The following is a 22,005-nucleotide window of genomic DNA, read 5'->3' as shown; positions in this document are numbered from 1 at the left end:
CGCCTCCGCGGGAGCGGCCGCCTCCCGTGGATGGCGCATCAGCCGGAAACGCCGGCCATCCACAAAACGATCCACCAGGAGCGAGACATGAAATACCTCAAGCATTCCATGCTGCTGGCCGCGCTGGCCATGGCCGGCGCGGTACAGGCCCAGTCCTATCCCAGCAAGCCCATCGTGCTGATCAACCCCTACGCCGCGGGCGGCCCGGCCGACCTGGTCGCGCGCAGCCTGGCCAAGGAGCTGGGCACCGAACTGGGGCAGCAAGTGGTCATCGAGAACAAGGCCGGCGGCGGAGCGACCATCGGCGCGGCCCTGGTGGCGCGCGCCGAGGCGGACGGCTACACGCTGCTGTTCGGCACTGCCGCCGCGCACATCGTGACGCCGCTGATCCAGGCCACGCCGTACGACGGCATCAAGGATTTCGCCTTCATCGCCCTGGCTGCCAACCAGCCCAACCTGCTGGTGGTGAATCCCTCCGTCAAGGCCAATAGCGCCAAGGAGCTGATCGAACTGGCCCGCAGCGCGCCCGGCAAGCTGAACTACGGCTCGTCCGGCACGGGCACCTCGCCCCACCTGGGCGGCGAACTGATCAAGCAGCAGGCCAAGATCGATATGGCGCACATCCCCTATGGCGGCGCGGCGCCGGCGATCACCGACCTGGTCGCGGGCCGCCTGCAGGTCGGCGTGATGAACCTGTCGGGCGAACTGCCCTTCGTGAAGGCCGGCAAGCTGCGCGCGCTGGCCTATGCCTCCACGTCGCGCTCGCCGCTGCTGCCCGACGTGCCGACCTTCGCCGAGGCCGGGCTGGGCGGCGCCGAATCGGCGTCGTGGTATACGGTGGCCGCGCCCAAGGGCACGCCGGCCGCGGTGGTCAACAAGCTCAACGAGGCGATCAACGCGGTGGCGCGCAAGCCGGAATACCGCAAGCTGATGGAGGCCCAGGGCACCGAACTGGCGACCCTGACGCCCGAGGAAACCACCCGCTTCGTGATGGACGACGCCAAGCGCACGGTCGACCTCATCAAGGCGGCCAATCTCAAGTTGGACTAAGAAGAGCCCACCCCCTACCCACGTACGCGGGCCCCCTCAAGGGGGCGAAACTGGCGGACTGGCAAAGCCAGATCCGCGGTTTCCCTGGCCTAAAGTAGAACTACAGGCGGACGCAGTGTGACGCCCAGCTCTAGAATTGATATGACCGACTCCCACCGCCCCGTGGCGGCGCCGCTTGCCGCGGGGCCGGGCACGATAGAACGCATCGACATCATTGCCTGCTCGCAGCGCCAGGACGATCCGACCTGGCGCTTCGCGCGCGGCGTCATTACCCATGTGGACGGCTGGATCATCCGGCTGGTTTCGCGCCGCGGCGAGGCGGGCTTCGGCCACGTGCTGGGCACGCCGATCTTCCAGCCCGACGTCGCGCGCATCGAGCCGGTGCTGGAGGCGCTGCGCCGCGAAACCGTGGGCCGCAACGTCTTCGAGCTCGAAGCGCTGCACCGGCGCCTGGAGGGCGTGGCGGGCGCCGAAGTCTGCGCGCTGTCGGGCTTCGTCTGCGCCGCCTACGACCTGCAGGCGCGCATGCTCGGCCTGCCGCTGCATGCGCTGCTGGGCGGCAAGGTGCGCGCAGGCATCGAGGCTTCCCGCATCGTGTCCATCAAGGCTCCCGACGAGATGGCGGCGCAGGCCGCGAGGCTGGCGGGGCAGGGGTATCGCAATCTCAAGCTCAAGCTGAGCGGCGAGCCCGGCCTGGACGTGGCGCGGGTGAGCGCGGTGCGCCAGCGGGTCGGCCCGCAGCTCACGCTGACCGTGGACGCCAACCAGGCCTACGATGCCGACACGGCCATCCGCGTGTGCCGGGAATTGCGGCCGCTGGCGGTGGAAATGATGGAGCAGCCCGTGCCCGCGGCCGACGTGGACGGATTGTGCCGGGTGCATGCGGCGGGGGAACTGCCCATCGAGGCCGACGAATCCATCGGCGACCTGGCGGGGCTGATGCGCCTGATCGCATTGAACGCAGCGGATTCCTACAACCTGAAGCTGCATTACCTCGGCGGCATCCGCAACACCCTGACCGCCATGCGCATCTGCGAAGCCGCCGGCGTCGGCTATCGATTCGGCGCCATCTTCGGGCCGCGCCTGCTGGCGGCCCAAGGCGTGCACCTGGCGAGCCTGGCCGCCACCATCCATGCGGGGGCGGAGCTGGCCGAGTTCGATCATCTGCTGGACGATCCGTTCACCGGCCTGGATGTGAGGAACGGCGAACTGGCGGTGTCCGATGCGGTGGCGTCCGGCGTCGAATTCACCGCCGGGACACCCGCCTGAACGCCGGGGAAGCGCTCGGCGCGCTTCGTCGGCAATGAAAAAGGCATGCCGCGCGGCATGCCTTTTTATCGGCCGCATTCCTTTGCGGCACTGGACGATGCGGTTCAGCGCAACAGCGAAGCCGCGCCGCGCAAGGCAGTTTCGGTTTCCTGCACCAGCCGTTCCACCAGCTCGCCGGCCGGCACCAGGGCGTCGATCAGTCCCGCGCTTTGGCCCGCCTCGACCTTGCCTTGCGCCACGTCGCCGTCCTTGGCCGCCTGGCGCAGGGAACTGCGGCCAAACAAGGCATCGAGTTCGCTATCGGAAGCGCCCGCCCTGGCGGCGGCCTCGTACTCGGCGGCGAAGTCGTTCTTCACCATGCGGATGGGCGAGCGGCCGCGGCCGATCACGGCCGTATCGCCGATGTCGGCCTGCAGCACCAGGTTCTTGTAATGCTCGTGCAGCCCGGATTCCGGCGTGAGCAGGAAGCGCGTACCCAGTTGCGCGCCGCTGGCCCCGAGCGCCAGCATGGCGGCGATGCCGGCGCCATCGGCAATGCCGCCGGCGCCGATCACCGGTACCGAGACAGCCTGCACCGTGGCGCGCACCAGCACCAGGGTGCTGACTTCATCGGGGCCGGGATGCCCGCCGGCCTCGCCGCCCACGGCGATCACCGCATCGACGCCGGCGTCTTCCGCCTTGCGCGCGTGGAGCGGGTTCGCCGTCACTTGTATCCAGGTGACGCCGGCTTCCTTGAAACGGCCGATATGGGCCTTGGGTCCGCCTTGCGAAGCGATGATGACGGGAACCCGCGCTTCCAGCACGATATCCAGGAACTCGGCCGAACGCTTGTTGTAGAGCGGCACGTTGACCGCGAAAGGCGCATCGGTGCCGGCCTGCACCTTGGCAATGGCCGCGCGCAGATCGTCCGGGTACATCGGCCCTGCGGCGATCACCCCCAGCCCTCCGGCCCGGGACACCGCCAGCGCCAGCTCGGCATTGGAAGACGCCCAGCTCATGCCCCCCTGGACGATAGGGTGGCGTATGCCAAGCAAAGCAGTCAAACGCGTCGAAAGCATATTGAAACTCTTCCAGAAAACAGTAAAGCAACTCAGACCCAGGGCACAGCGGATCCGGCTTTGCCGGTCCGCCGGTGCCGCCCCTCGAGCGGCGCGGCGCAGCCGCGAGGGGTGGGCTTCCCTGCCGGTCCGCCACTGCCGCCCCCTGGGGGGCGCGCGTCAGCGCGTAGGGGGGAGCCTCATATTCACGTCGCGCTGGGCCTGCACAGCTTCGGCCATCGGCATGTCGTAGGCCTGCTGGAACGCCCGCTTCGACGCCATCAGCCCGGCCGGGGGAAACTGCGCCAGCCGGCCTGCCAGCGCCAATGCGGCGTCGAGCAGTTCCTCGGGCGCAACGACGCGGTTGACCATGCCCAGCGCATAGGCGCGTTCGGCGCCGATGGGATCGCCGGTGGCGATCAGTTCGAAGGCGGCCTTGGGGCCGACCTGCCGGATCAGGTTGGGAATCAGGATGCCGGCCGAGATGCCGTGCTTGACTTCGGGGTAGCCGAAGCGCGCCGCGGACGAGGCCACCACCAGGTCGCTGCCCAGGGAGAGGCCGGCCCCCGCGCCGATGGCCGGGCCGTTGACCGCCGCGACGACGGGCGTCTGCATGCTGGCCACGATGGTGTTCAAGTCCACCAGTATTTGCGCCCGTTCCTGCAGGCGGGCGGTTTCACCCTGGCTGGCGAGGGCGCGCGCTTCCTCCAGGTCTGCGCCGGCGCAGAAGCACGAGCCGTTCGCCGCCAGCAGCACGCAGTGGATTTCCGGGTCGGCATCGGCCTGGCGCAGCGTATCGAGCAGGGTGCGCATCAGCGCGGTGTCCAGCGCGTTGCGCTTGGGATGGCGGTTCAGCGTCAGCAGCAGTACGCTGCCGTGCCGCGCCTGCAGCAGTTCCTTGTCCTCGGCCACGGTGGCTGTCCTCATGAATATAGTTGATAAATTAAACTATATAGTTAATTTCGTCAACTTTATGGCCGTTGGAAAGGGAGCGGCATCCGCTCCCCACGACCGGCTCAGAGGCCCAGCAGCTCGCAGGCCGCGCCGAACAGCGCCTCGGACGGATCGGCCAGGCGGTCGCAGATGTCCAGGTGATTGCAGTCGGGAACGACCAGGGTGCGCCTGACGTTGCGCGGCCAGCAGGCGGCGATCAGCGAAGTCTGCCGCTGCAGCTCCGGGGTCTCGCTGCCGCCCACCGCGGCAATCAGCGGCGTGGGCAGGTCCGGCGTGAAATAGGCGGGAGAGAGTTGCCGCACCCGGTCCGGGGTGAGGCCGAGATTGGCCAGGAACGGCGCTTTCGCGACCGGTTCCAGGTCGAACAGGCCGCTCAGCGACAAGCCTCCGCTGATCAATCCGGCCGGCAGGCCGGACTCCCATTCGTTCCAGCGCGCGCCCAGCAGCATCCCGGTCAGTTGACCGCCGGCCGAATGGCCGCTGGTGACGATGCGGCGCGCATCGAAGCCGAGCTCGCCGGCATGCCGGTACAGCCAGGCGTGGGCGCGCAGCATCTGGCGCGCGATGTCTTCGAGCGGCGTGGCGGGCGCCAGGCCGTAGCCGACGATGGCCACGGCGGCGCCGCGCGCCACGTAGGCCGGGGCGAGCCAGGAAAAACAGGACTTGTCCAGCGCACGCCAGTAGCCGCCGTGGATGAAGACCAGCAGCGGCGCGCCCGGTTTGCGCGATGGGAAATAGTCCAGGGTTTCGGCCGGGGCATCGCCGTAGCGCAGGCCCAGTTGGCAGGCCTGTCCGCGGCGCGCGAGCGCAGCGTCGGAAGCCCAGCGGGAGAAGTAATCGAGATGGTCGGGAATGCGGACGAGGTTGTTGTAGCCGCTTTCGCAGAACTCGGGGGTATAGGCAGGGTGGTCGTGCAGCGGGTGGACGGACATGGCGAACGCAATGGAGTCGGGGCCGCTCGGGCCCGGGCAGGGCGCCGGAGCGCCGCTCTTGCAGCGGCCTGCGGTGCGGTGGCATCGCGGGACCGTGCAGGCGGAAGTTTAACTCCGGCCCGGGAAAGTGCCGTCCAGGTAGTACCACTGCCCCGCTTCGCGCACGAAGCGGCTGATTTCATGCATCCGGTGCGCGCGTCCGCCGAGCTTGCTGCGCGCCACGAATTCCACCGTGGCATGGTCGGCATCGCGCTGGGCGCTGCTGCGCACCTCCAGGCCCAGCCATTTCATGCCGTCGGGGTCGGGTTCCAGGGCGGCGGGCCGGGTCGAGAGGTGCCAGGTGTCGAGCAGGTAGCCGTGCAGGCCGAGCACGTAGGCGCTGTAGCGCGAGCGCATCAGCGCCGGGGCGTCCGGCGCCTGGAGCCGCTGCGCGCCGTGGTGCCAGCGGCCGCAGCAGCGCGCATAGGCCTGGCCGAGCCCGCATGGGCACAATTGGTCTACATTAACGCCTGGGTTCATTTGTTCCGGTATACGCCATGCTGTTTCTGCTTTCCCCCGCCAAGAAGCTGGACTACGACACGCCCCCGCACGTCGAGACCGCCACCCAGCCGCTGTTCGTCGACCGGGCCAAGACGCTGATCTCGACGCTCAAGGCCAAGTCGGCGCAGGACGTGGCCGAGCTGATGCACCTGAGCCCAGCGCTCGCCGAGCTGAACGTGGCGCGCTATGCGCAGTGGACGCCGAAGTTTACGGCGGAAAATGCCAAGCAGGCCGTGCTGGCTTTCAACGGCGACGTCTACGAGGGGCTGGACGCCGGCTCGCTGACCGGCAAGCAGCTCGAGTGGGCGCAGGACCACGTCGTGATCCTGAGCGGGCTGTACGGGGCGCTGCGGCCGCTGGATCTGATGCAGCCCTACCGCCTGGAGATGGGCACGCGCCTGGGCACCGCCAAGGGCAAGAACCTGTACGAATACTGGGGCACCGGCATCTCGGAGTATCTGAACCAGCGCCAGGACGGCGCGAGGCAGCCGGTGATCGTCAACCTGGCGTCCGAGGAATATTTCAAGGTGGTCGACCGGCAAGCGCTCAAGGCGCGGGTCATCCAGTGCGTGTTCGAGGATTGGAAAGGCGGCGTCTACAAGGTCATCAGCTTCCACGCCAAGCGCGCCCGCGGCCTGATGGCGCGCTACGCGATCCAGCACCGCGTGGCCAAGCCCGAGGGGCTGCAGGGCTTCGACGCCGAGGGCTATGGCTACGACGCGGCGGCGTCGCAGCCGGACCGGCTGGTCTTCCGCCGCAAGGCCGCCTGAGGCAGTCCGCTTTCTGCACGCCTCAGGCAGCGCTGCCGCGCAGTTGCGCCGGCGCCTGTTCGGGATGACGCGAAGGCGCGGCGCGCAACAGCCGCAGGCCGTTGAACACCACCAGCAGGCTGGCGCCGGCATCGGCGAACACCGCCATCCAGAGCGTGGCTTCGCCGGCGAAAGTCAGGGCGAAGAACACCAGCTTGATGCCTAGCGCGAATACGATGTTCTGCCACAGCACGCCCGCCGTGCGGCGCGACAGCCGGATGAATTCGGGGAGCTTGCGCAGGTCGTCTTGCATCAGCGCGACGTCCGCCGTCTCGATGGCGGTATCCGTGCCGGCCGCACCCATCGCAAAGCCGATGTCCGCGCGCGCCAGCGCCGGCGCATCGTTGACGCCGTCGCCCACCATGCCGACCGGGCCCTGGCCGCCGAGCGCCTCGATGGCGGCCAGCTTGTCCTCGGGCAGCAATCCGCCGCGCGCGTCCGCAATGCCCAGGTCCGCGCCCACGGTCCGCACCGTGGCGGTGTTGTCGCCCGACAGGATCACCGGTTCGACGCCCAACCGGCGGAGGTCGGCGATGGCTGCGCGGCTGGTGTCGCGTATCGTGTCGGCCACCGCGAGCAGGGCGACGGCGCGCGGCCCCTGGCACAGGATCATCGTGGTCTTGCCCTGGGCTTCGAGGGCTTGCATCTCCGCTTCCAGCTCGGGCGTGGCGGCGCCGAGCTCGCCGGCCAGCCGCAGGCTGCCCAGGCTGTAGTCCTGGCCCTGCATGCGGCCGGCCACGCCGCGTCCCGGCAGCGCGCGGTAATCGGCAACGTCGAGCACCTGGCCCGTGTGGGCCGAGACCACGGCATGGGCCACCGGATGCGGAGACAGCGCCTCCAGGCTGGCGGCCCACTGCAGCGCCTGCGCCCGCGAGGCCGGCGAGGCGCCCAGCGGGACCACGTCGGTCAGCACCGGCTTGCCGTGGGTGAGCGTGCCGGTCTTGTCCAGCGCCAGGTGGCGCAGGTGCCGGCCTTGTTCGAGATACAGGCCGCCCTTGACCAGGATGCCCCGCCGCGCCGCCGAGGCCAGGCCGCTGACGATGGTAACGGGCGTGGAAATGACCAGCGCGCAGGGGCAGGCGATCACCAGCAGCACCAGCGCCCGGTAGACCGCGTCCAGCCAGGTCATGCCCAGCAGCAGCGGCCCGCCCAGCGCGACCGCGATGGCCACGGCGAATACCGCCGGCGTATAGACGGCGGCGAAGCGGTCGATGAAGCGCTGCGTGGGCGCGCGCTTGCCCTGGGCCTCCTGGATGGTGTGGGCGATGCGGTCCAGCATGGTGTGGCCGGCCGCGGCGGTGACCCGGTATTCCAGCACGCCCTGCTGGTTGACGGTGCCGGCATAGACCGGATCGCCGGATTGTTTGTCGGCGGGCATGCTTTCGCCGGTGATGGGCGACTGGTCCACGCTGGAGCTGCCCGCCACCACCTCGCCGTCGAGCACGATGCGCTCGCCCGGACGCGCGCGTACGACGGCGCCCATGCCGATCTGCCCGGCGGGCAGGTCCAGCCATGCGCCGTCGGCCTGGCGCACCGAACCTCGTTCCGGCGCCAGGGCGGTGAGGGAGCGGATGGCATGGCGCGCGCGCGTCAGGCTCATGGCTTCGATCGTCTCGGCCAGGCCGAACAGCCAGATCACCATGGCGGCTTCGGGCCATTGGCCCAGCACGGCGGCGCCGATCACGGCCACCGTCATCAGCAGGTTGATGTTGAGCGTGAAGTGGCGCAGCGCCAGCCAGCCCTTGCGCAGCGTGCCCAGGCCGCACAGCAGGATGGATCCGAGCGCCAGCGCGACGACCGGCAGCGAACGGTCGGTGCCGGTGGCATAGGCGAGCGCCTCGGCGGCGATGGCCAGCACGCCGGCGGCGCCCATCCGCAGCCACGGCGGGCGCGAGGCGACGGCTTCTTCGGCCTGGTCCGCGGCGGGCGCGGCCGCGTCCAGCAGCACGGGCGACATGTTCAAGGCGGAGATGGCGGCCTGGATGGGCTGGACGTCGTCCAGATCGTGGCCGACCTTCAAGGTGCGGCCGATCAGGTCGAATGACAGCGAACGCACGCCCGGCATGCCCTCGAGCGCCTTGCGCAGCAGGCGCTCTTCGGTCGGGCAGTCCATCTGTTCGATGCGGAATCGCGTTTCCCGCCGGCTCAGGCCCTCGGCGCCCGGCGCATCGCGCTCGGCCGTGGGCGCCGCCGGTTCGGGGTGGTCGCAATGGCAGTGCTGGCAAGAGTCGGACATCCGCAGGCTCCGTGTAGGCATGCTTCGATTGGAAACCCTGTAGTGGGTACAGGGTCAAGCGGGGTGCCGCCCGGCTCCGGCAGTATGCTGAGAGCATTCCCGCCTGCTGGAGTCGTGATGAAAATCGGTGAACTGGCCGCGCGCACCCATACGCCGGTCGAAACGATCCGCTACTACGAACGCGAAGGGCTGCTGCCCGAGCCCGCGCGCACCCTCGGCAATTACCGCGTCTATGGCGAGGCGCATGCCGAGCGGCTGCTGCTGGTGCGCAACTGCCGGGCGCTGGACATGACGCTGGACGAGATCCGGCGCCTGCTGCAGCTGTGCGTGGATCCGGTCGGCAACTGCGGCGAAATCAATACGCTGCTCGACGAGCACATCGGCCACGTGGCGGCGCGCATCGCCGAACTCAAGGCGCTGCAGAAAACGCTGAAAGACCTGCGCCAGCTATGCGGCAGGCAGGATGGCCAAGGCGATTGCGGGATCCTGCAAGGGCTGGCGAGCGCGCCGGGGAGCGTGCGCCGCGAGAGCGGCCACAAGCATGGACGGCTGGGGCCGACGCATGGCTGAGCGGCGGCGTCCGCCGGGCGCTACGCCAGTTCGCAAGCCGTGGCGCGCACCAGGACAGCCGTCTTGAGCATTTGCTTGACCTGGTAGACCAGTTGCTGCAAAAGCAGCGCGCGTTCGGCCTCGGCCGGCTCGGGCCTGGCCTGGGCGTCGGCCACGGCGGCGTCGAGTTCGCGGGAGAGCCGCTTGGCCTGTTCGGCCTCGTCCTCGGGCGCCGGCCTGCGGGCGGCGGCGCTGCGCAATTGCCGGTCCAGCGTCTCGAACGCCGTGCCCAATGCCGGCGGCAGCGCGGGCAGGGCCGCGACCAGCGGGGCGGCGGCGCCGATCTGGGCGGACAGGTCGTGCAACTGGATGACCAGGCTGTTCAACTGGGCGGCCGAGCGCTGCTTGGATTTGGGCTCCAGCATCATCCGGTAGAACGAATTGGTGAAGTTGCCGAAGGCGATGTGGACGTTCTTGCGGGCGATCCGGTAGTCCACGTCGCCCAGTTTCATGTCGACGTTGTCCACCGAGGCGCCGAGCAGCCGGCGGCTGGCTTCCAGGTAGCTGCGGTTGGCGTCGATGGCATGGCGCAGGAGCGGCCGCAGGAAGCGGTATTCCCAGTACGGCAGCACGTAGCTGCAGGCCAGCGCGATGATCGAGCCGATCAGCGTATCCAGGACGCGTTCGCCCACGACCAGCAGCGAACCCGGCGCCAGGAAGTGGAAGCTCAGCAGCACGAAGGCGGTATTGAAGGCCGAACTGCCCACGTAGTAGAGCAGAACCAGGCTGTTGGCCATGACTACCGCGACGAACATCGCCGCCAGCAGCACGAACTTGTTGTGCACGAAGAACAACAGCGCCAGCACCAGCGCGCAACCGATCAGCGTGCCGCCCAGGCGCTGGAAATTGCGCTGCCAGGACAGGCTGAAGCCCGGTTTCATGATGACCAGGATGGTCAGCAGTATCCAGTAGCTGTGGACGATGTGATGGGGCATCAGCCATTCGCTGGAAACGGTCATGCCGATGGCGGCCGCCAGCGTGACCCGCAGCGCATGGCGGAAATAGGGCGAGCCCAGGCGCAGATTGCTGGTCAATCGGCCCAGCTTGAAATCCTGGCGCGAGAGAAAGCGCTGCAGCGAGGCGTCGATCTGCAGCGAGCTCGGTTCGTCCACGTTGGCCAGGTCGGTGTGGCGGTGCAGCCGCTCCACGATGTAGGCGGCGTTGCGGGCGCGCCGGAAGGTGGAGATCAGCGCCGCGTAGGCCTCCGGCTCGGCCTGCGGAAAGCCTTGCTGCTTGAGCAGTTCGATTTCGTATTCGATGGCGCGGATCTCGGCCTTGACCGAGATCCGGCTGCGGCTGGGTTCGCCCTGCGTTACCGCCAGCCCGACCGACTCGGTATCCTGCGACAGCTTGTGCAGCATGTCGCGGAAGAACACCAGCAGGTCGGAATCCTTGAACACGCGCCTGATCTGCACGTAGTCGGTGTGCACGGCCACCATGGTCTCGTGCAGATCGACGATGTCGATGAACAGGTTGAACAGTATGACCCGATGCCGGTCGCGCGCCAGGTCGGCGCTGCGCGGCAGTTCGCGCAGGACCACGTCGCGCGCGGCTTCCTGCTGCTCGGCCACTGCGGCCTGCTTGACGATCAACTGGCCGTAGTTGTCGTCGATATCGATGTCCGGGTCGTAGAAGCGTGCCTTGACCTCGAGGTATTCCGCGGAGGCGAACACGCAGACCGCAATGGCCTGCTGCTCCTGGCGATACCACAACAGCCGGTTGACCAGCAGGCTGAACGCCGTGTACCAGAGGCCGCCGCCCAGCGCCGCGGCGGTATGGACGACGGCGCCGCGCGCATCCATGGTGTCGTGCATGGTCATCGTCATCAGCAGCAGGCAGCCGAAGCTGATCAGCGCTCCCTTGCGGCCGAACACGGTCAGCAGCGAGAACACGAAACACTGCGCGATCACGGCCGCCCACAGCACGAACGGATAGGGCGTGGCCAGCGCCGTCACGCCGGCGGCGATCGTGCCCAGCAGCGTGCAGCCCAGCATTTCGTTGCGGCGGTGGCGATAGGGGCCGGGCTGGTCGACGATGGCCACGCACATGGCGCCGAATGTGGCGGCCAGGCCCAGCGCCGCATGGTGGAAGATGCCCAGGATGAGGATCGCAGGCATCAGCACGCCCAGCGCCTGGCGTACCCCCATGTAGAAATACTGGCTGTAGATGAATTTCTTGATGTTCTTGGTGGAGTAATCCATCGGAACCGATCCGCCGTCTTTTGCGGCAGTCTAGGGGAAATCGCGGCGGCGCGGGGGCTGCGCCGGCCGGCTTTTCGGCCTAGACCAGCCGGCGGCGCGCGATCGCCGCGAAACAGGAAGAGGCGGCGATCGCGGTGACCAGCAGCGTCATGGCCGCGGCCATGGGGCCGGCATGATCGGTGAGGTAGCCGAGCAGCAGGGGCCAGCCGTTGCCGACGTAGCCGGCGATGTAGAACAGCGAGACCATCAGGCCGCGGCGCTGCGGCGGGGCGATGTGATTGACGATGCCGGCCGCGCCGATGAAGGTGGCGCCAAAGCCCAGGCCGGTGATGAACACCGCGATTCCCATCAGCCAGCTTTGCGTGGCCAGCAGCGAAGCCACCGCACAGACCAGTCCCGCCGTGAACGTCATGTGGCCATAGCGGAACGCCGAGGAACTGGACATGCGCCGGCTGAAGAACTGCGCCGTGCCGGCACAGGCGGCCAGCAGCGAACTGGCGTAGCCGCTGAGCGCGTAGTCGTGGATGCCAAGCAGTTTCTCGCCCAGCGAGGGGCCCACGGCCATCAGCGAGGAACCGACTCCCCAGACGAAGAACAGCGTGCCGCAGCTCAAGGCCATGAGCCGCGCAACCCGGCGCGCCGGCAGCGGGTGGACGGCGGCGTGGGCCTGCGGCGCGGCGTTGCCGGTGGCGGCGGCCCGCGGCAGCGGCTGGCGCCAGAGCCCGTAGCCGGCCAGACCGGTCACGGTGACGATGAACAGAAAGGGGGCGACCGTGGGATAGAAGCCGCTTTGCAGCGCCACGCCGCTGAGGATGGGGCCGACGATGGAGCCGAGCGTGAAGGCGACCGTGCCGAGCAGCGCCGCGCGCTGCTTGTGCTGGGGCGGTTCGAGCTCCATCAGCGCGGCGTTGGCGGCACCGGTCAGCGTGCCGGTGCCCAGTCCGGCCAGCAGCCGGCCCGCCAGCAGCATGGCCAGCCCGTGCGCCAGCGCAAGCAGCGTCGCGCCCGCGGCCACCATGGCCAGGGCCGGCAGCATCAGGCTGCGCCGGTCCTTGACCCGGTCGGCCAGCCGTCCGCCGATCAGCAAGGCGCTCAGCACGCCCACGACATAGGCGAAGAAGATGGCCGTGGTGGTGAACGAAGGCAGGTGCAGCTTGGCCTGGTAGAGCGGGTACAGCGGCGTGGGTACGCTGCTGCCCAGCACCCCTGTCATCAGCGAGCCGGTGATCAGCAGTCGGGCGCGCCACGAGGCGCGGGAGGATAGGGCGGGATCGGCGTTCAAGAGCGGGCGGTATCGATGGCGGTTGCCAGGCGGGGGCCAAGGCCGTCGTGGAACTTGCAGCGGGCTAGTCTACACGGTTTCGCGCATGGACCTGGGGTTAACCATTAGAACGGGATGGGCAGGCCGGGCAAAAACCCCCGGTCATCGGCCAGGAATAGCCGGGCGCCGTGGTTGATCCGGCGGGGCATGGCCGACATAATCGGTATCGCGGTGGCGGCCATGGCATCGCAGCCGGGTGCGCTTTCGCGAGGGTTGGTCAGATCCGATATACCCATCAATGGAGTTCTCCATGAAGCGCATCGATCCCGAACGCCAGGCCAAGCTGAAAAAGCGCCGCGCCGCCCCGCTGGCCACGCCCAGCGACCTCAGCGCCGAGGCCACCCGCGACCTTAGCGGCGTGATGAACGCGATCCTGGCGGATGTTTTCGCCCTCTACCTGAAGACCAAGAACTTCCACTGGCACATGAGCGGTCCGCACTTTCGCGACTACCACGTGCTGCTGGACGAGCAGGCCACGGAAATATTCGCCATGACCGACGACATCGCCGAGCGCGTGCGCAAGATCGGCGGGCCGACGATCAAGTCCATCGGCCACATCGCGCGCCAGCAGCGCATTCTCGACAACGACGCGGATTTCGTGCAGCCGCTGGACATGCTGGCCGAACTGCGGGAAGACAACAAGCAGCTCTCCGGCAACCTGCGCGAAGCGCACGAGATGTGCGACACGCACCGGGACATCGCCACCGCCAGCCTGATCGAGAACTGGATCGACGAGACCGAGCGCCGCACCTGGTTCCTGTTCGAAGCCAGCCGGGAGGCCGACAGCACCGGACATTGAGCAGCGCCGCGGGCCGGAGCCCGGGGGCCGGGCCGCGGCCGGCAGCGTTGATCGTCAGGCGGCCGCGGGCGGCGGATAATCCACGCTGCCCAGCAAGGCGGAGGCGGGAATGCCGGTGATCGCGGAGACCGTCGCCGCGCCGCTGTGCATCCAGTCGAACCGTTCCAGGTGCCGCTGCATCGCCGGTTGCAGCGATTGCCGCCCGGCCTGGCCGAGTGCGGCCAACGCCAGCAGGCCGTCCCGGATCGCGGCGACGTCGCGGGGATCGTCGACGTAGCGGGCCGGTTCCCCCGCCGCTTCGGGCACCGACGCGACCCGGCTGGCAAGAACCGGCGTGCCGCAGGCATAGGCCTCGAGCGGCGGCATGCCGAACCCCTCGTACAGCGGCACGAAGGCCAGCGCCTGCGCGCCCGTGTAAAAAGCCGCCATGTCCTCGTCGGCCACGAAGCCCGACGGCTGCACGATACGCGCGCCAGCCTTTCTGGCCTGCTCGATGCGCGCCTGCGTCGCGCCGTTGTCCCAGCCCTTGGCGCCGATCAGCACCAGCGCGTAATGGCGTCGCTCGGCCGGCGGCAGCGCCGCGAAGGCGTCGATCAGGTTCAGCAGGTTCTTGCGCGGCTCCAGCGTGGCGACGCTCAGGAAATAGGCCTCGCAGTCCACCCCGTAGCGCTCGCGCGTCGCGCGGGCCTGCACGGGATCGACAGGGCGGTAGACCCGGCGGTCCACCGCGGGAGGCGCGACGTGGATCCGCGCCGGATCCACCTGGAAATGATGGACGATGCGCTGCCGGGTGAACTCGGATACGGCGATCAGGCTGCGCGCCTGCGCGACCGAACGGGGCAGCGCATAGTCCAGGAACGCGACGTTGCCGGCTTCGACGCACTCGGGAACGTCGAGGTGGGCCAGGTCGTGGATGACCACGCTCGTCGGGCGCGCCTTCATCGGCAGGACCTTGAAGGCGGGAAAATAATACGCGCCCTCGGGCAGCAGCCAGTCGATCGACAGGCCCAGCCGCCGCTTCAATATCTGGTGGGTCAGCTTCTCCGCCAGCCGGCCCACGGGCACGGCATCCCGGCAAGCGCGCAGCGGCAGCGCCGGCACCCGCCCATACAGCTTGCGAGGCGCGATCAGGCTATAGGAAAACAGCCCGCCCGCGGCCAGCCGGTCCATCGCCTGCGCGATGCCCAGCCCATAATGGCCGATGCCGCTGAGGCGTTCGGCAAGCATGGTCTGGGTGTCGACGACGATGTGCGGGGTGGAGAGGGGCATCTGGAGCTTGGGGGAGAGTGCGTCATGTTACAGCGAAGCGTGCGCGACGCTCACGAGTGCCCCGGCCTCATGCGCTCTTCCACGGATCGATGCCAATGGCCTTGCCCGCGCCATTCGGGATCGGCTGATGAGTCGGCCTGGCCCGCGGCTGATCTGAAATGCAAAAACCGACCTGATGGTCGGTTTTTGCGCTTTTCGTACTGAGATTCTTGGTGGAGCGGAGGAGGATCGAACTCCCGACCTTCGCATTGCGAACGCGACGCTCTCCCAGCTGAGCTACCGCCCCACGTGCAGACCGCGACGGATCGTGCCGTAAATTCGTTAGGAACTATGTTGCTTGTCAGTGTAGCAATTTAAAAAGGCTGGAACCAGAGAGATCCCTATTGGCCGAGGGTAAAAAAACCCCGTCACAAGCGGGGCAAGGAACGCCTCAGCGTCCGAACAACTTGGCCAACACAGCCCAGACCACGAGCAGGAGCATGACACCACTCCAGATCAAGAAGATCGGCGCAGCCAGCAGCAACAGCACGGCAACAACCATGTTCACGATCAGGGCCTTCATGATGTCGAGCCCCGTTCAACCTGGGTTCGCCGCGTTAGCTTGTCCCGCAGCAGTTCGTTGACAGCCATGCTTCCTGGACTGACTTCGTGGGATGCTGAATCGGGGTAGAACTCTTCGACAACCGCCGGCACATCCTCAGCGGACTCTTCGAATGCCCCGTTACTGAAGCCATCCCGAGCCGCTTGATCGAGCGCCGCTTGATCAACCCCGGCTGCGATTCGCTGCCGCTTCGTTTCGTGGGCTTGCGCAACCGCGTTCTCCAACGTTTCGCCTGACTTCAGCACCAGGTCCACGTAGTAGATGGGCGTCCGGTAGCTCTGCGTCGTGGACTTGCCCCGCAGCTTCAATTCGAGCGGCATGGTCGCGAGTGCGCCGCCCGAGACCGCATGGAAGTAACGTAGCCTGGCGGCCAGCGTCCGAATCGAGTTGAAGGACGTTGTTCGAAGCACAAACGCCGCCATCTCCTCCTCGCCCAGCATGACGTAGAGACGACCGTAGGGCTTGCACCCGGCCTTACGTCCCAAGGCGCAGAGATCGGGCGAGAGGCAGGGTTGCGTCTCGATGCCTTCCGCACTGGCCCGGCGGCATGTCTCGCCGTTGCCAACGCATTGCGGCCTGCCGGTTTCCCGGTCGAAGAGCGCATATTCGGCCCGCAGGTTCAAGTCGGGATCGTCGAACAACATCCACACCGGAATCGAGCGCAGCTTGCCCACGCAGGACTTACGCAAGGTGTCGTCCAGGGGGTGAAGCACCCAGCCGTCATGGTTCTGGACCTGCGTGGTCACGGTGAACTGATCGTCCTTTTCCGGCAGGCGCTTGCCGTTCTTCTCCACGACCCGACCGATCGAGATACGGCCGATGACGGGAGGCGTAATAGCCAAACCTTTCAGCATGGTTCTTGCTCCTTCAAGCCAGGATGGTGAATCGGCGTGAACCGGGTTTGGTCATGGCGTACTGTTCCCGCAATGCAGGGTGGTCACCAAGAATGCGTTCGAGGTCGATGCTCCTGCTGTCCTTGCTGCGTTTCCAGGAAATCTCTCCAGTCTCGAAGATCGCTTTGGTGGCACCGCCCATGGCCTGCTGTAAACGTTGCTTGAGCTTGGCTTCTTCGCCGGCCAGATCGTCGATCTTCTGACGGACCGATTGCAGGTCAGCGAAAGCCGCAGAGAGGATGCGGTCATGGCTGAAATCGATCGTGGTACCGGTATCCTGCGGATAGAGGCATCGCAGCGCTTTTTCCGCTGAGTCAGATCCATCGGCGGGGGGAGGCGTGTCGCTGGTCACATAGGCCCAGAACTGCGCTTCCAATTCGATCAGCCGGGCGATCAACTCGTCGTCACGATGGATGCGAAAGACCTCCAGCTTCTGACCGCACAGCAGCACGGCAACGTCTGCCGCTTGCTTGCCCGTCACGGCCAATTGATGCTGAACCTGGAGCTGCACATACTCGGGTACCCCATTGCGCCACAGCCGGGCTCCGAACTCTCCCGCCGTTTTGCACTCCAGAATCTGCACCCCGGGAACGCCGACCACTTCCCGGTCCAGATTGGCGAGCATGAATGGCACGGTGGGGTGCTGGAGCACGGCGTTGACCTTGCGCACCCGCCTGCCCGTTTGCTGGGTATAGGCGGCAGCCACGATGGGCTCCAACAACGAACCCCAGAACACCGGCTGTGTGGTGTCCTTCGGATCGGGTTTTTCCAGATTCGCATCCCGGCCGGTCTTTTCGAGCCAAAGCGCCAACGCGCTCTTGTAGGGATTCAGGCCAACGGCGGCTGCGGCATCGGATCCGCCTATGCCCGCTTTGCGAACCTCCAGCCAATCGTCGCGCTCGATGCGGCGGGTATCGACCAGACGCAAGGCCGGACGAGGCCTGGCCGGGCGAACCGATTCAAGAGAACTTCTCATGTCATGGACTCCAGAAAATGAAAAAGCCCGGCGAACCGAAGTCCGACCGGGCGTGTTGAAGAAGAAGGAGAAACTGCTAGGCCAACGGCGCTGCGGAGCGTGAAGGCTTGGGAATACGCTGCGCTTCCGCCAAGGCGTTGATGCGTTCGAAGACGGCAACCACAGTCTTCTCCGAAGGCGAGGCGAACAGCGCCGTGCAGATCACCAAGGCAGCACGGAGACGCTGATCAACCGTGGTGGCTGCCGAGATATCCGTGCCGGGCGCACCGCTTTCCTGCTGCTGCTCTAGCCAATCTCCAAACGAGGTGGGTAGGTCACGTGGGAAGAACATGTTGAACTCCAGGGGTGTGCGAAAGTCCCGCAGTCATGCGACAAGCTGCATGGCCTCCTCCCAGGCTCGTTGCTTGAGGGTGGCTCCCGTTCCGAACCAGGCAGCATCCAGACGATGGTCCAGACTGCGGGCTCGTCGCTCGTGATCGACAAATTGCGTGACGGCATTGAGCAATCCCCAGGCCGTCCCCGAGGCCGAAGGCAGATCCGCTCCCATGCCCTTGCCCGTGAAGAGACCGTAGAGGGCCTCAGCTGTCCGATCAGGACGGGCGGAAGGGGCAGGCATGGGCGAAGCTTCTGGACGGGCTAAAACCCGCCGATAGTAGGTTTGCGCCATGGAAGGTGAGACCTTGCAGTCGGCCAGGGTCTTGATCCGGCTCATGAACGCATCCCACGAAGAAATGGCGATACCAAGCTGGCGCTTGACGGCCTGGGGATCGAACTGGCTGCGATGGGGAACCTTGATCGCTCCCTGGCTTGCTCCCAGGGCAATCGCCAAGGTGTTGTTGCAGACGACCCGCACCGAGGTGAATTGAGCGGTCGTGGCCAGGGTGCCATCGCACGCCGTTGCCAAGAGCAAATAGCCATTGACTTCGTCGTTGCCCCGGAGCTGGGTGGACTGGCCGGTGCGAGCAAGCGCCCAGAACTTCTTGCCGCCTTTTAGGACGCCTGCCGTTTCCAGCTCGTAGCCGCCAACCTCGGTCAGATCCCGATAGAACTCCAAGACTTCACGGGGCTGCACGACTTGGTAGCGGTTGGACACGACCGACAAAGGGGCTCGGGTATCGCTGCGATACAGGACCTTTTGCTCGGGGTAGGCATGGACCGGATCGGCATCATGATCGCCAGCGGCATACCGGACTTCGGCCTGATCGATTTGCCAGTCCATACCCGCTTGCCTGGCCCAGACTTCGAGCGGTTGGCGGGGTTGAAGAGGATTGCCCAGGCCGTGCCAGGGCTGCGGGCCGGTATAGGCCATGCTTTGAACGAGGTGCATAGGGACTCCGAATAGGCGAACGCCTTCGGCCTGGGGCGTAACTGCCAGGCTGGGGACTATGGAAGGAAGGAGGAAGCTGGCCGAATGGCCGATTGGAAGTAGCTAGACGAACTTGGGATGGTTTTCCCAGAGCGGGTCATCGAAGCGGCGTAGGATCGTTTCGACGTAGTGCTTGAGGTACTGGACGATAGCGCCTGCCGCTTCGAGCAGCAGGGCCAGAAAAATGCGAGCCGTGGTGGTGCGCATGAGGTTCTCCTAGTCAGAAGGGAAAATATCTCCCCCCATTTCTTATACCAAATAAGATTACCTATAGTGATCTAGTGACCATAGAGCGCACGCATTAACTGCACACTCATTAAATTGCCCAGCTCTTCTTAGCGTCAAGAAGTATATGAAAAATTAATCTATGAAAAACATACCAACAAAGGATGTTGGCAAGTAATCACTAATATTGAGCCTGGGAAAGCGTATCTTGAAATTAGGGTTATCCCCGCAGGCTGCCATCCGTAGAAATTGCAGATGCAAAAGGTGCGACTATGAGCTATCTTGGTATGCCTTTTGTTCTATGGGAGCCAATGTGAATGGCCTAACACTAGAGAATGTGCCAGAGTCGACCAACGACGGTCTGCATGAAGATAGCGGGGGGAACGCTGATAGGGTAGCCGCGTTGCATGGCGCTGTAATCTCTGAACGCGTACAGAAGCTCGAGAAAGAAAAACGACAACTGATAGCTGCACTAGATGGAGGGGATTTTTCCAGCCAAAGGACTCGGGTTGCTTTTGTGTTGAACCTCTATCCGTTAACGCGAAATAGCGACGTGGCGTTGACTCTAAAATATTGGGAGATTTTTCAGCCTGATATCTACAATGAGCATGGAATTAAACCGGAGGATCTATTCAAGCTGGAGCGCATCCCCGTCATTGTGAGGGCACGAGCGAAAATTCAAAATGAATACGAGTTGTTTCAAGCCGACGGAAAGGTAAGGGCAAAACGGCGTGACCGAGAAAGTGAAGTTCGAGAAGCTGTTCTGAAAGACGCTCCACCTATACAAACCGTACAGGTTTTCTCGGATGAAGCAGGAAAGACTGATTCATTTCTTATCGTTGGGTCTGTATGGGCTTTGAATGGCCGAGCTGTATATACGGTAGATAGGGCAATTAATGAGTGGAAAAGCACTTCTAATTTTTCAAACAAAGAGGTTCATTTCTCACGCTTTGGTAAGGGAGACTTTGACTCAATTGATAAATATCTGGACATCATACAGTCCCACCGAGAATTCCTAAGCTTTAAAGCAATAGCAATCTCACGCATCAATCTAAAGCGCTCTACTGAGCAGGCTGTTCAACGCCTGCATGAGCTAATGTTGATCGAGGGAATTAAGCATGAAATTGACAGTGGGCGTATAGGGTTGCCACGTCGAGTAAGTGTCACACTAGACGAAGAGCAGTCTCTAGATAGGTTTACCTTGAGAGATATGAAAGAACGGTTGCGTGGTGAGCTGGCATCTAAGTATGGGGAAGACATAACACTTGAACGAGTTGCCAGCATCTCTTCTAGAAACAGTTCGTTTGTGCAAATTTCGGACGTTATTGCTGGGGCGGTTAATCGTCGACTGAACTTCTCGGGAGAGAGGAATCATAAGGATGAAATCGCCGACTTAATAATTCGCCGTCTTGGGCTTGATTTTGACAGAGAAAAGACCGATCTCGATGCAGCCGTAATGCTAAAAGTATAAGGAGCGTGTTGCCATCGTCGCTAAATTCCAGCCTCCTCAGTACTAAAGAAAGGCATAGAACCTATGCAAATGTCTAAATCTAGAATTGACCGTGCCGGGAACGCAATAGCTCGTAGCATATATCGCAGTGATGACGAGTATATTGAACTTGAAGATGTCTTTGATGAGTATCGAAAGAATCATCTTCAACCTTTGTCAGAAACGACCCTAGAAATTCAGGGCTGGCTCAATGGCTATAGACGTCCATACTATATAGCGCAGCGCCTAAAGCGAAAACCTCAAATTATTCGAAAACTAAAGAGACTCAAAGTACGCTTGAGCCAGCTTCAAGATATTGGTGGACTACGAATTATTGTTCCGACGAATGCTGACGTAGACCGACTCTATCGTTACCTGGAAGGTCAACTCGGTTGTCAGAAGGGCTTTAAAATTGAGAGAGAGACAGACTATCGAGAGAAAGGACGTGATACGACAGGGTATAGGGCTCTTCACCTGATTTTATCTCGGGACGGAGTTTCCCTTGAACTACAAATCCGAAGTCGAATTCAGCATTATTGGGCTGAAAGCATCGAACGCACCTCTGTGATCTATGGATATCACCTGAAAGAAGAAGAGGGGGATCCTGCTGTCCTGCGCTATTTCCAGTTGCTTTCGGATGCGTTTTACGAAATAGAGGCCGGAAGAACAGCAAGCCCGGATCATCGGCTTGAAATCGACGCGCTGCGTACAACTTGCGAAAAAATTATTGAAGCATCACCTCTAGGAAAAATTCTCGATAGTTTCATCAACGAAGGGGTTATTCGTACTCTTACAGAGAAGGAGAGCCGAGGTGGGTACGGTCTGAATAACTGGATCATAGTGTTTGACTGGAATACGGGGCAATTCGTTAGTTGGGATATCGTGGGCCGCAGTCCTGACGAGGCTGTAGCCTCATACATTCAAACCGAACGGGCATTTCCTCCCAACGAAGGCTTTGAAGTAGTTCTAATCGGTTCGTCAGAGGTGGCAACTGTTCGAGAAACGCATAGCCATTACTTTGGGATTGAGGCTTACGAGACCATACTCGAGTCTCTAGATACCTCTATCGTAGGTTTTAGACGAAAAATTGATCTTGATGTAGGGGCCAGGCAAATTCTACTTGTCCTCTACAGGAAGCATTTTTGGGGAGGAAAAACCGTCTCACGGGAAACGCTTAAGAACCATTATTGCCGAAGTGTATTAACTTTCGATTTGTCTCTAGATGCTCTTGTGGAAAAAAACCTAATACACAGCAATGCTGGAATATCTTTGAATTTACGAGTAAAAAGTGAAATTGAGTCTTACTTGTAAATTATTATTCTCTCTCGCGCTAAGCTAAGTTTACATCCAGTGCTCACTTTTCTGCGAATCAAAGAGCTACGATACTTACTAACACAGTTAATTAATGCAGGTAGATAACGGGGCTCAC

General features: G+C 64.0%; 22 protein-coding genes and 1 tRNA gene. 7 read left to right on the top strand and 16 right to left on the bottom strand.

All coding sequences use genetic code 11. The annotated features are described in order from the left end of the window. Window positions 1-87: 87 nt before the first annotated feature. On the top strand, window positions 88-1,050 hold the full coding sequence (locus PIGHUM_RS23215) for a Bug family tripartite tricarboxylate transporter substrate binding protein (protein ID WP_124082073.1): 963 nt from the start codon (window positions 88-90) through the stop codon (window positions 1,048-1,050). Between the two features lie 141 nt (window positions 1,051-1,191). Further along, complete coding sequence (locus PIGHUM_RS23210; RefSeq protein WP_124082071.1) at window positions 1,192-2,319, top strand: mandelate racemase/muconate lactonizing enzyme family protein; 1,128 nt, start codon at window positions 1,192-1,194, stop codon at window positions 2,317-2,319. 104 nt (window positions 2,320-2,423) lie between these two features. Here PIGHUM_RS23210 and PIGHUM_RS23205 read toward each other — a convergent pair whose 3' ends face one another. The 4 genes from PIGHUM_RS23205 to PIGHUM_RS23190 all read right to left on the bottom strand — a co-directional run bounded on the left by PIGHUM_RS23205 (window position 2,424) and on the right by PIGHUM_RS23190 (window position 5,761). Then, window positions 2,424-3,377, bottom strand: a complete 954-nt coding sequence (locus PIGHUM_RS23205) for an NAD(P)H-dependent flavin oxidoreductase (protein ID WP_124082070.1) — start codon at window positions 3,375-3,377, stop codon at window positions 2,424-2,426. 159 nt (window positions 3,378-3,536) lie between these two features. Beyond that, the gene (locus tag PIGHUM_RS23200) at window positions 3,537-4,283 is read right to left on the bottom strand and encodes an enoyl-CoA hydratase/isomerase family protein (protein WP_124082069.1); all 747 of its coding nucleotides are present in this window, start codon (window positions 4,281-4,283) and stop codon (window positions 3,537-3,539) included. Window positions 4,284-4,372: 89 nt separating this feature from the next. After that, complete coding sequence (locus tag PIGHUM_RS23195) at window positions 4,373-5,242, bottom strand: alpha/beta hydrolase (protein WP_124082068.1); 870 nt, start codon at window positions 5,240-5,242, stop codon at window positions 4,373-4,375. A 108-nt stretch (window positions 5,243-5,350) separates the two neighbouring features. Continuing rightward, on the bottom strand, window positions 5,351-5,761 hold the full coding sequence (locus tag PIGHUM_RS23190; RefSeq protein ID WP_124082066.1) for a YchJ family protein: 411 nt from the start codon (window positions 5,759-5,761) through the stop codon (window positions 5,351-5,353). A 17-nt stretch (window positions 5,762-5,778) separates the two neighbouring features. On the opposite strand from PIGHUM_RS23190, the gene yaaA reads away from it, so the two are divergent. Beyond that, window positions 5,779-6,552, top strand: a complete 774-nt coding sequence (yaaA, locus tag PIGHUM_RS23185) for a peroxide stress protein YaaA (protein ID WP_124082064.1) — start codon at window positions 5,779-5,781, stop codon at window positions 6,550-6,552. 22 nt (window positions 6,553-6,574) lie between these two features. On the opposite strand, the gene PIGHUM_RS23180 is transcribed toward yaaA, so the two are convergent. Further along, entirely contained in the window at window positions 6,575-8,827 is a 2,253-nt protein-coding gene (locus PIGHUM_RS23180) for a heavy metal translocating P-type ATPase (protein ID WP_246013462.1), read from the bottom strand. Window positions 8,828-8,944: 117 nt separating this feature from the next. Here PIGHUM_RS23180 and cadR point away from each other — a divergent pair, with 117 nt between their 5' ends. Next, window positions 8,945-9,397 (top strand): Cd(II)/Pb(II)-responsive transcriptional regulator, encoded by a 453-nt coding sequence (gene cadR / locus PIGHUM_RS23175; RefSeq protein WP_124082061.1) that lies wholly within the window; start codon window positions 8,945-8,947, stop codon window positions 9,395-9,397. A gap of 20 nt (window positions 9,398-9,417) precedes the next feature. Here the strand turns inward: cadR and PIGHUM_RS23170 are convergent, their stop codons facing one another. The 3 genes from PIGHUM_RS23170 to PIGHUM_RS23990 all read right to left on the bottom strand — a co-directional run bounded on the left by PIGHUM_RS23170 (window position 9,418) and on the right by PIGHUM_RS23990 (window position 13,194). Continuing rightward, entirely contained in the window at window positions 9,418-11,637 is a 2,220-nt protein-coding gene (locus PIGHUM_RS23170; RefSeq protein ID WP_124082059.1) for an FUSC family protein, read from the bottom strand. Window positions 11,638-11,716: 79 nt separating this feature from the next. Beyond that, window positions 11,717-12,919, bottom strand: a complete 1,203-nt coding sequence (locus tag PIGHUM_RS23165; protein WP_124082058.1) for an MFS transporter — start codon at window positions 12,917-12,919, stop codon at window positions 11,717-11,719. Between the two features lie 104 nt (window positions 12,920-13,023). Then, on the bottom strand, window positions 13,024-13,194 hold the full coding sequence (locus PIGHUM_RS23990; RefSeq protein WP_160142403.1) for a hypothetical protein: 171 nt from the start codon (window positions 13,192-13,194) through the stop codon (window positions 13,024-13,026). A 14-nt stretch (window positions 13,195-13,208) separates the two neighbouring features. Between PIGHUM_RS23990 and PIGHUM_RS23160 the strand changes: the two genes are divergently transcribed. Further along, window positions 13,209-13,757 (top strand): Dps family protein, encoded by a 549-nt coding sequence (locus PIGHUM_RS23160; protein ID WP_124082057.1) that lies wholly within the window; start codon window positions 13,209-13,211, stop codon window positions 13,755-13,757. Between the two features lie 54 nt (window positions 13,758-13,811). Here PIGHUM_RS23160 and PIGHUM_RS23155 read toward each other — a convergent pair whose 3' ends face one another. From PIGHUM_RS23155 to PIGHUM_RS23985, 8 genes are all read right to left on the bottom strand, one after another. Continuing rightward, window positions 13,812-15,026: a glycosyltransferase family 4 protein gene (locus PIGHUM_RS23155; RefSeq protein ID WP_124082056.1), complete on the bottom strand. Its 1,215-nt coding sequence runs from the start codon at window positions 15,024-15,026 to the stop codon at window positions 13,812-13,814. 210 nt (window positions 15,027-15,236) lie between these two features. After that, window positions 15,237-15,312, bottom strand: a tRNA-Ala gene (locus tag PIGHUM_RS23150). A 144-nt stretch (window positions 15,313-15,456) separates the two neighbouring features. Next, window positions 15,457-15,588, bottom strand: a complete 132-nt coding sequence (locus PIGHUM_RS24375) for a hypothetical protein (RefSeq protein WP_281279094.1) — start codon at window positions 15,586-15,588, stop codon at window positions 15,457-15,459. Next, entirely contained in the window at window positions 15,585-16,481 is an 897-nt protein-coding gene (locus PIGHUM_RS23145; protein ID WP_124082055.1) for a recombination directionality factor, read from the bottom strand. The genes PIGHUM_RS24375 and PIGHUM_RS23145 overlap by 4 nt, the downstream gene beginning before the upstream one ends. A 13-nt stretch (window positions 16,482-16,494) precedes the next feature. Next, entirely contained in the window at window positions 16,495-17,496 is a 1,002-nt protein-coding gene (locus PIGHUM_RS23140) for a YqaJ viral recombinase family nuclease (protein WP_187697820.1), read from the bottom strand. A 76-nt stretch (window positions 17,497-17,572) separates the two neighbouring features. Continuing rightward, a complete protein-coding gene (locus tag PIGHUM_RS23135) occupies window positions 17,573-17,827 on the bottom strand; it encodes a hypothetical protein (protein WP_124082054.1) in 255 nt (84 codons plus the stop codon). 33 nt (window positions 17,828-17,860) lie between these two features. Continuing rightward, entirely contained in the window at window positions 17,861-18,823 is a 963-nt protein-coding gene (locus PIGHUM_RS23130) for a DUF932 domain-containing protein (protein WP_124082053.1), read from the bottom strand. A gap of 102 nt (window positions 18,824-18,925) precedes the next feature. Then, window positions 18,926-19,069: a hypothetical protein gene (locus tag PIGHUM_RS23985; protein ID WP_160142402.1), complete on the bottom strand. Its 144-nt coding sequence runs from the start codon at window positions 19,067-19,069 to the stop codon at window positions 18,926-18,928. 331 nt (window positions 19,070-19,400) lie between these two features. On the opposite strand from PIGHUM_RS23985, the gene PIGHUM_RS23125 reads away from it, so the two are divergent. Together PIGHUM_RS23125 and PIGHUM_RS23120 are read left to right on the top strand one after the other, a co-directional pair. After that, on the top strand, window positions 19,401-20,558 hold the full coding sequence (locus tag PIGHUM_RS23125) for a DUF3800 domain-containing protein (protein WP_160142401.1): 1,158 nt from the start codon (window positions 19,401-19,403) through the stop codon (window positions 20,556-20,558). A gap of 63 nt (window positions 20,559-20,621) precedes the next feature. Beyond that, window positions 20,622-21,887: a RelA/SpoT domain-containing protein gene (locus PIGHUM_RS23120; protein WP_124082051.1), complete on the top strand. Its 1,266-nt coding sequence runs from the start codon at window positions 20,622-20,624 to the stop codon at window positions 21,885-21,887. Window positions 21,888-22,005: the final 118 nt, after the last annotated feature.

This window comes from Pigmentiphaga humi (genome assembly GCF_900606115.1).
In the GTDB taxonomy this organism is placed as follows: domain Bacteria; phylum Pseudomonadota; class Gammaproteobacteria; order Burkholderiales; family Burkholderiaceae_B; genus Pigmentiphaga; species Pigmentiphaga humi.
Note: the sequence above shows the minus strand (reverse complement) of the source record. Positions and strands in the feature narration are given on the sequence as shown.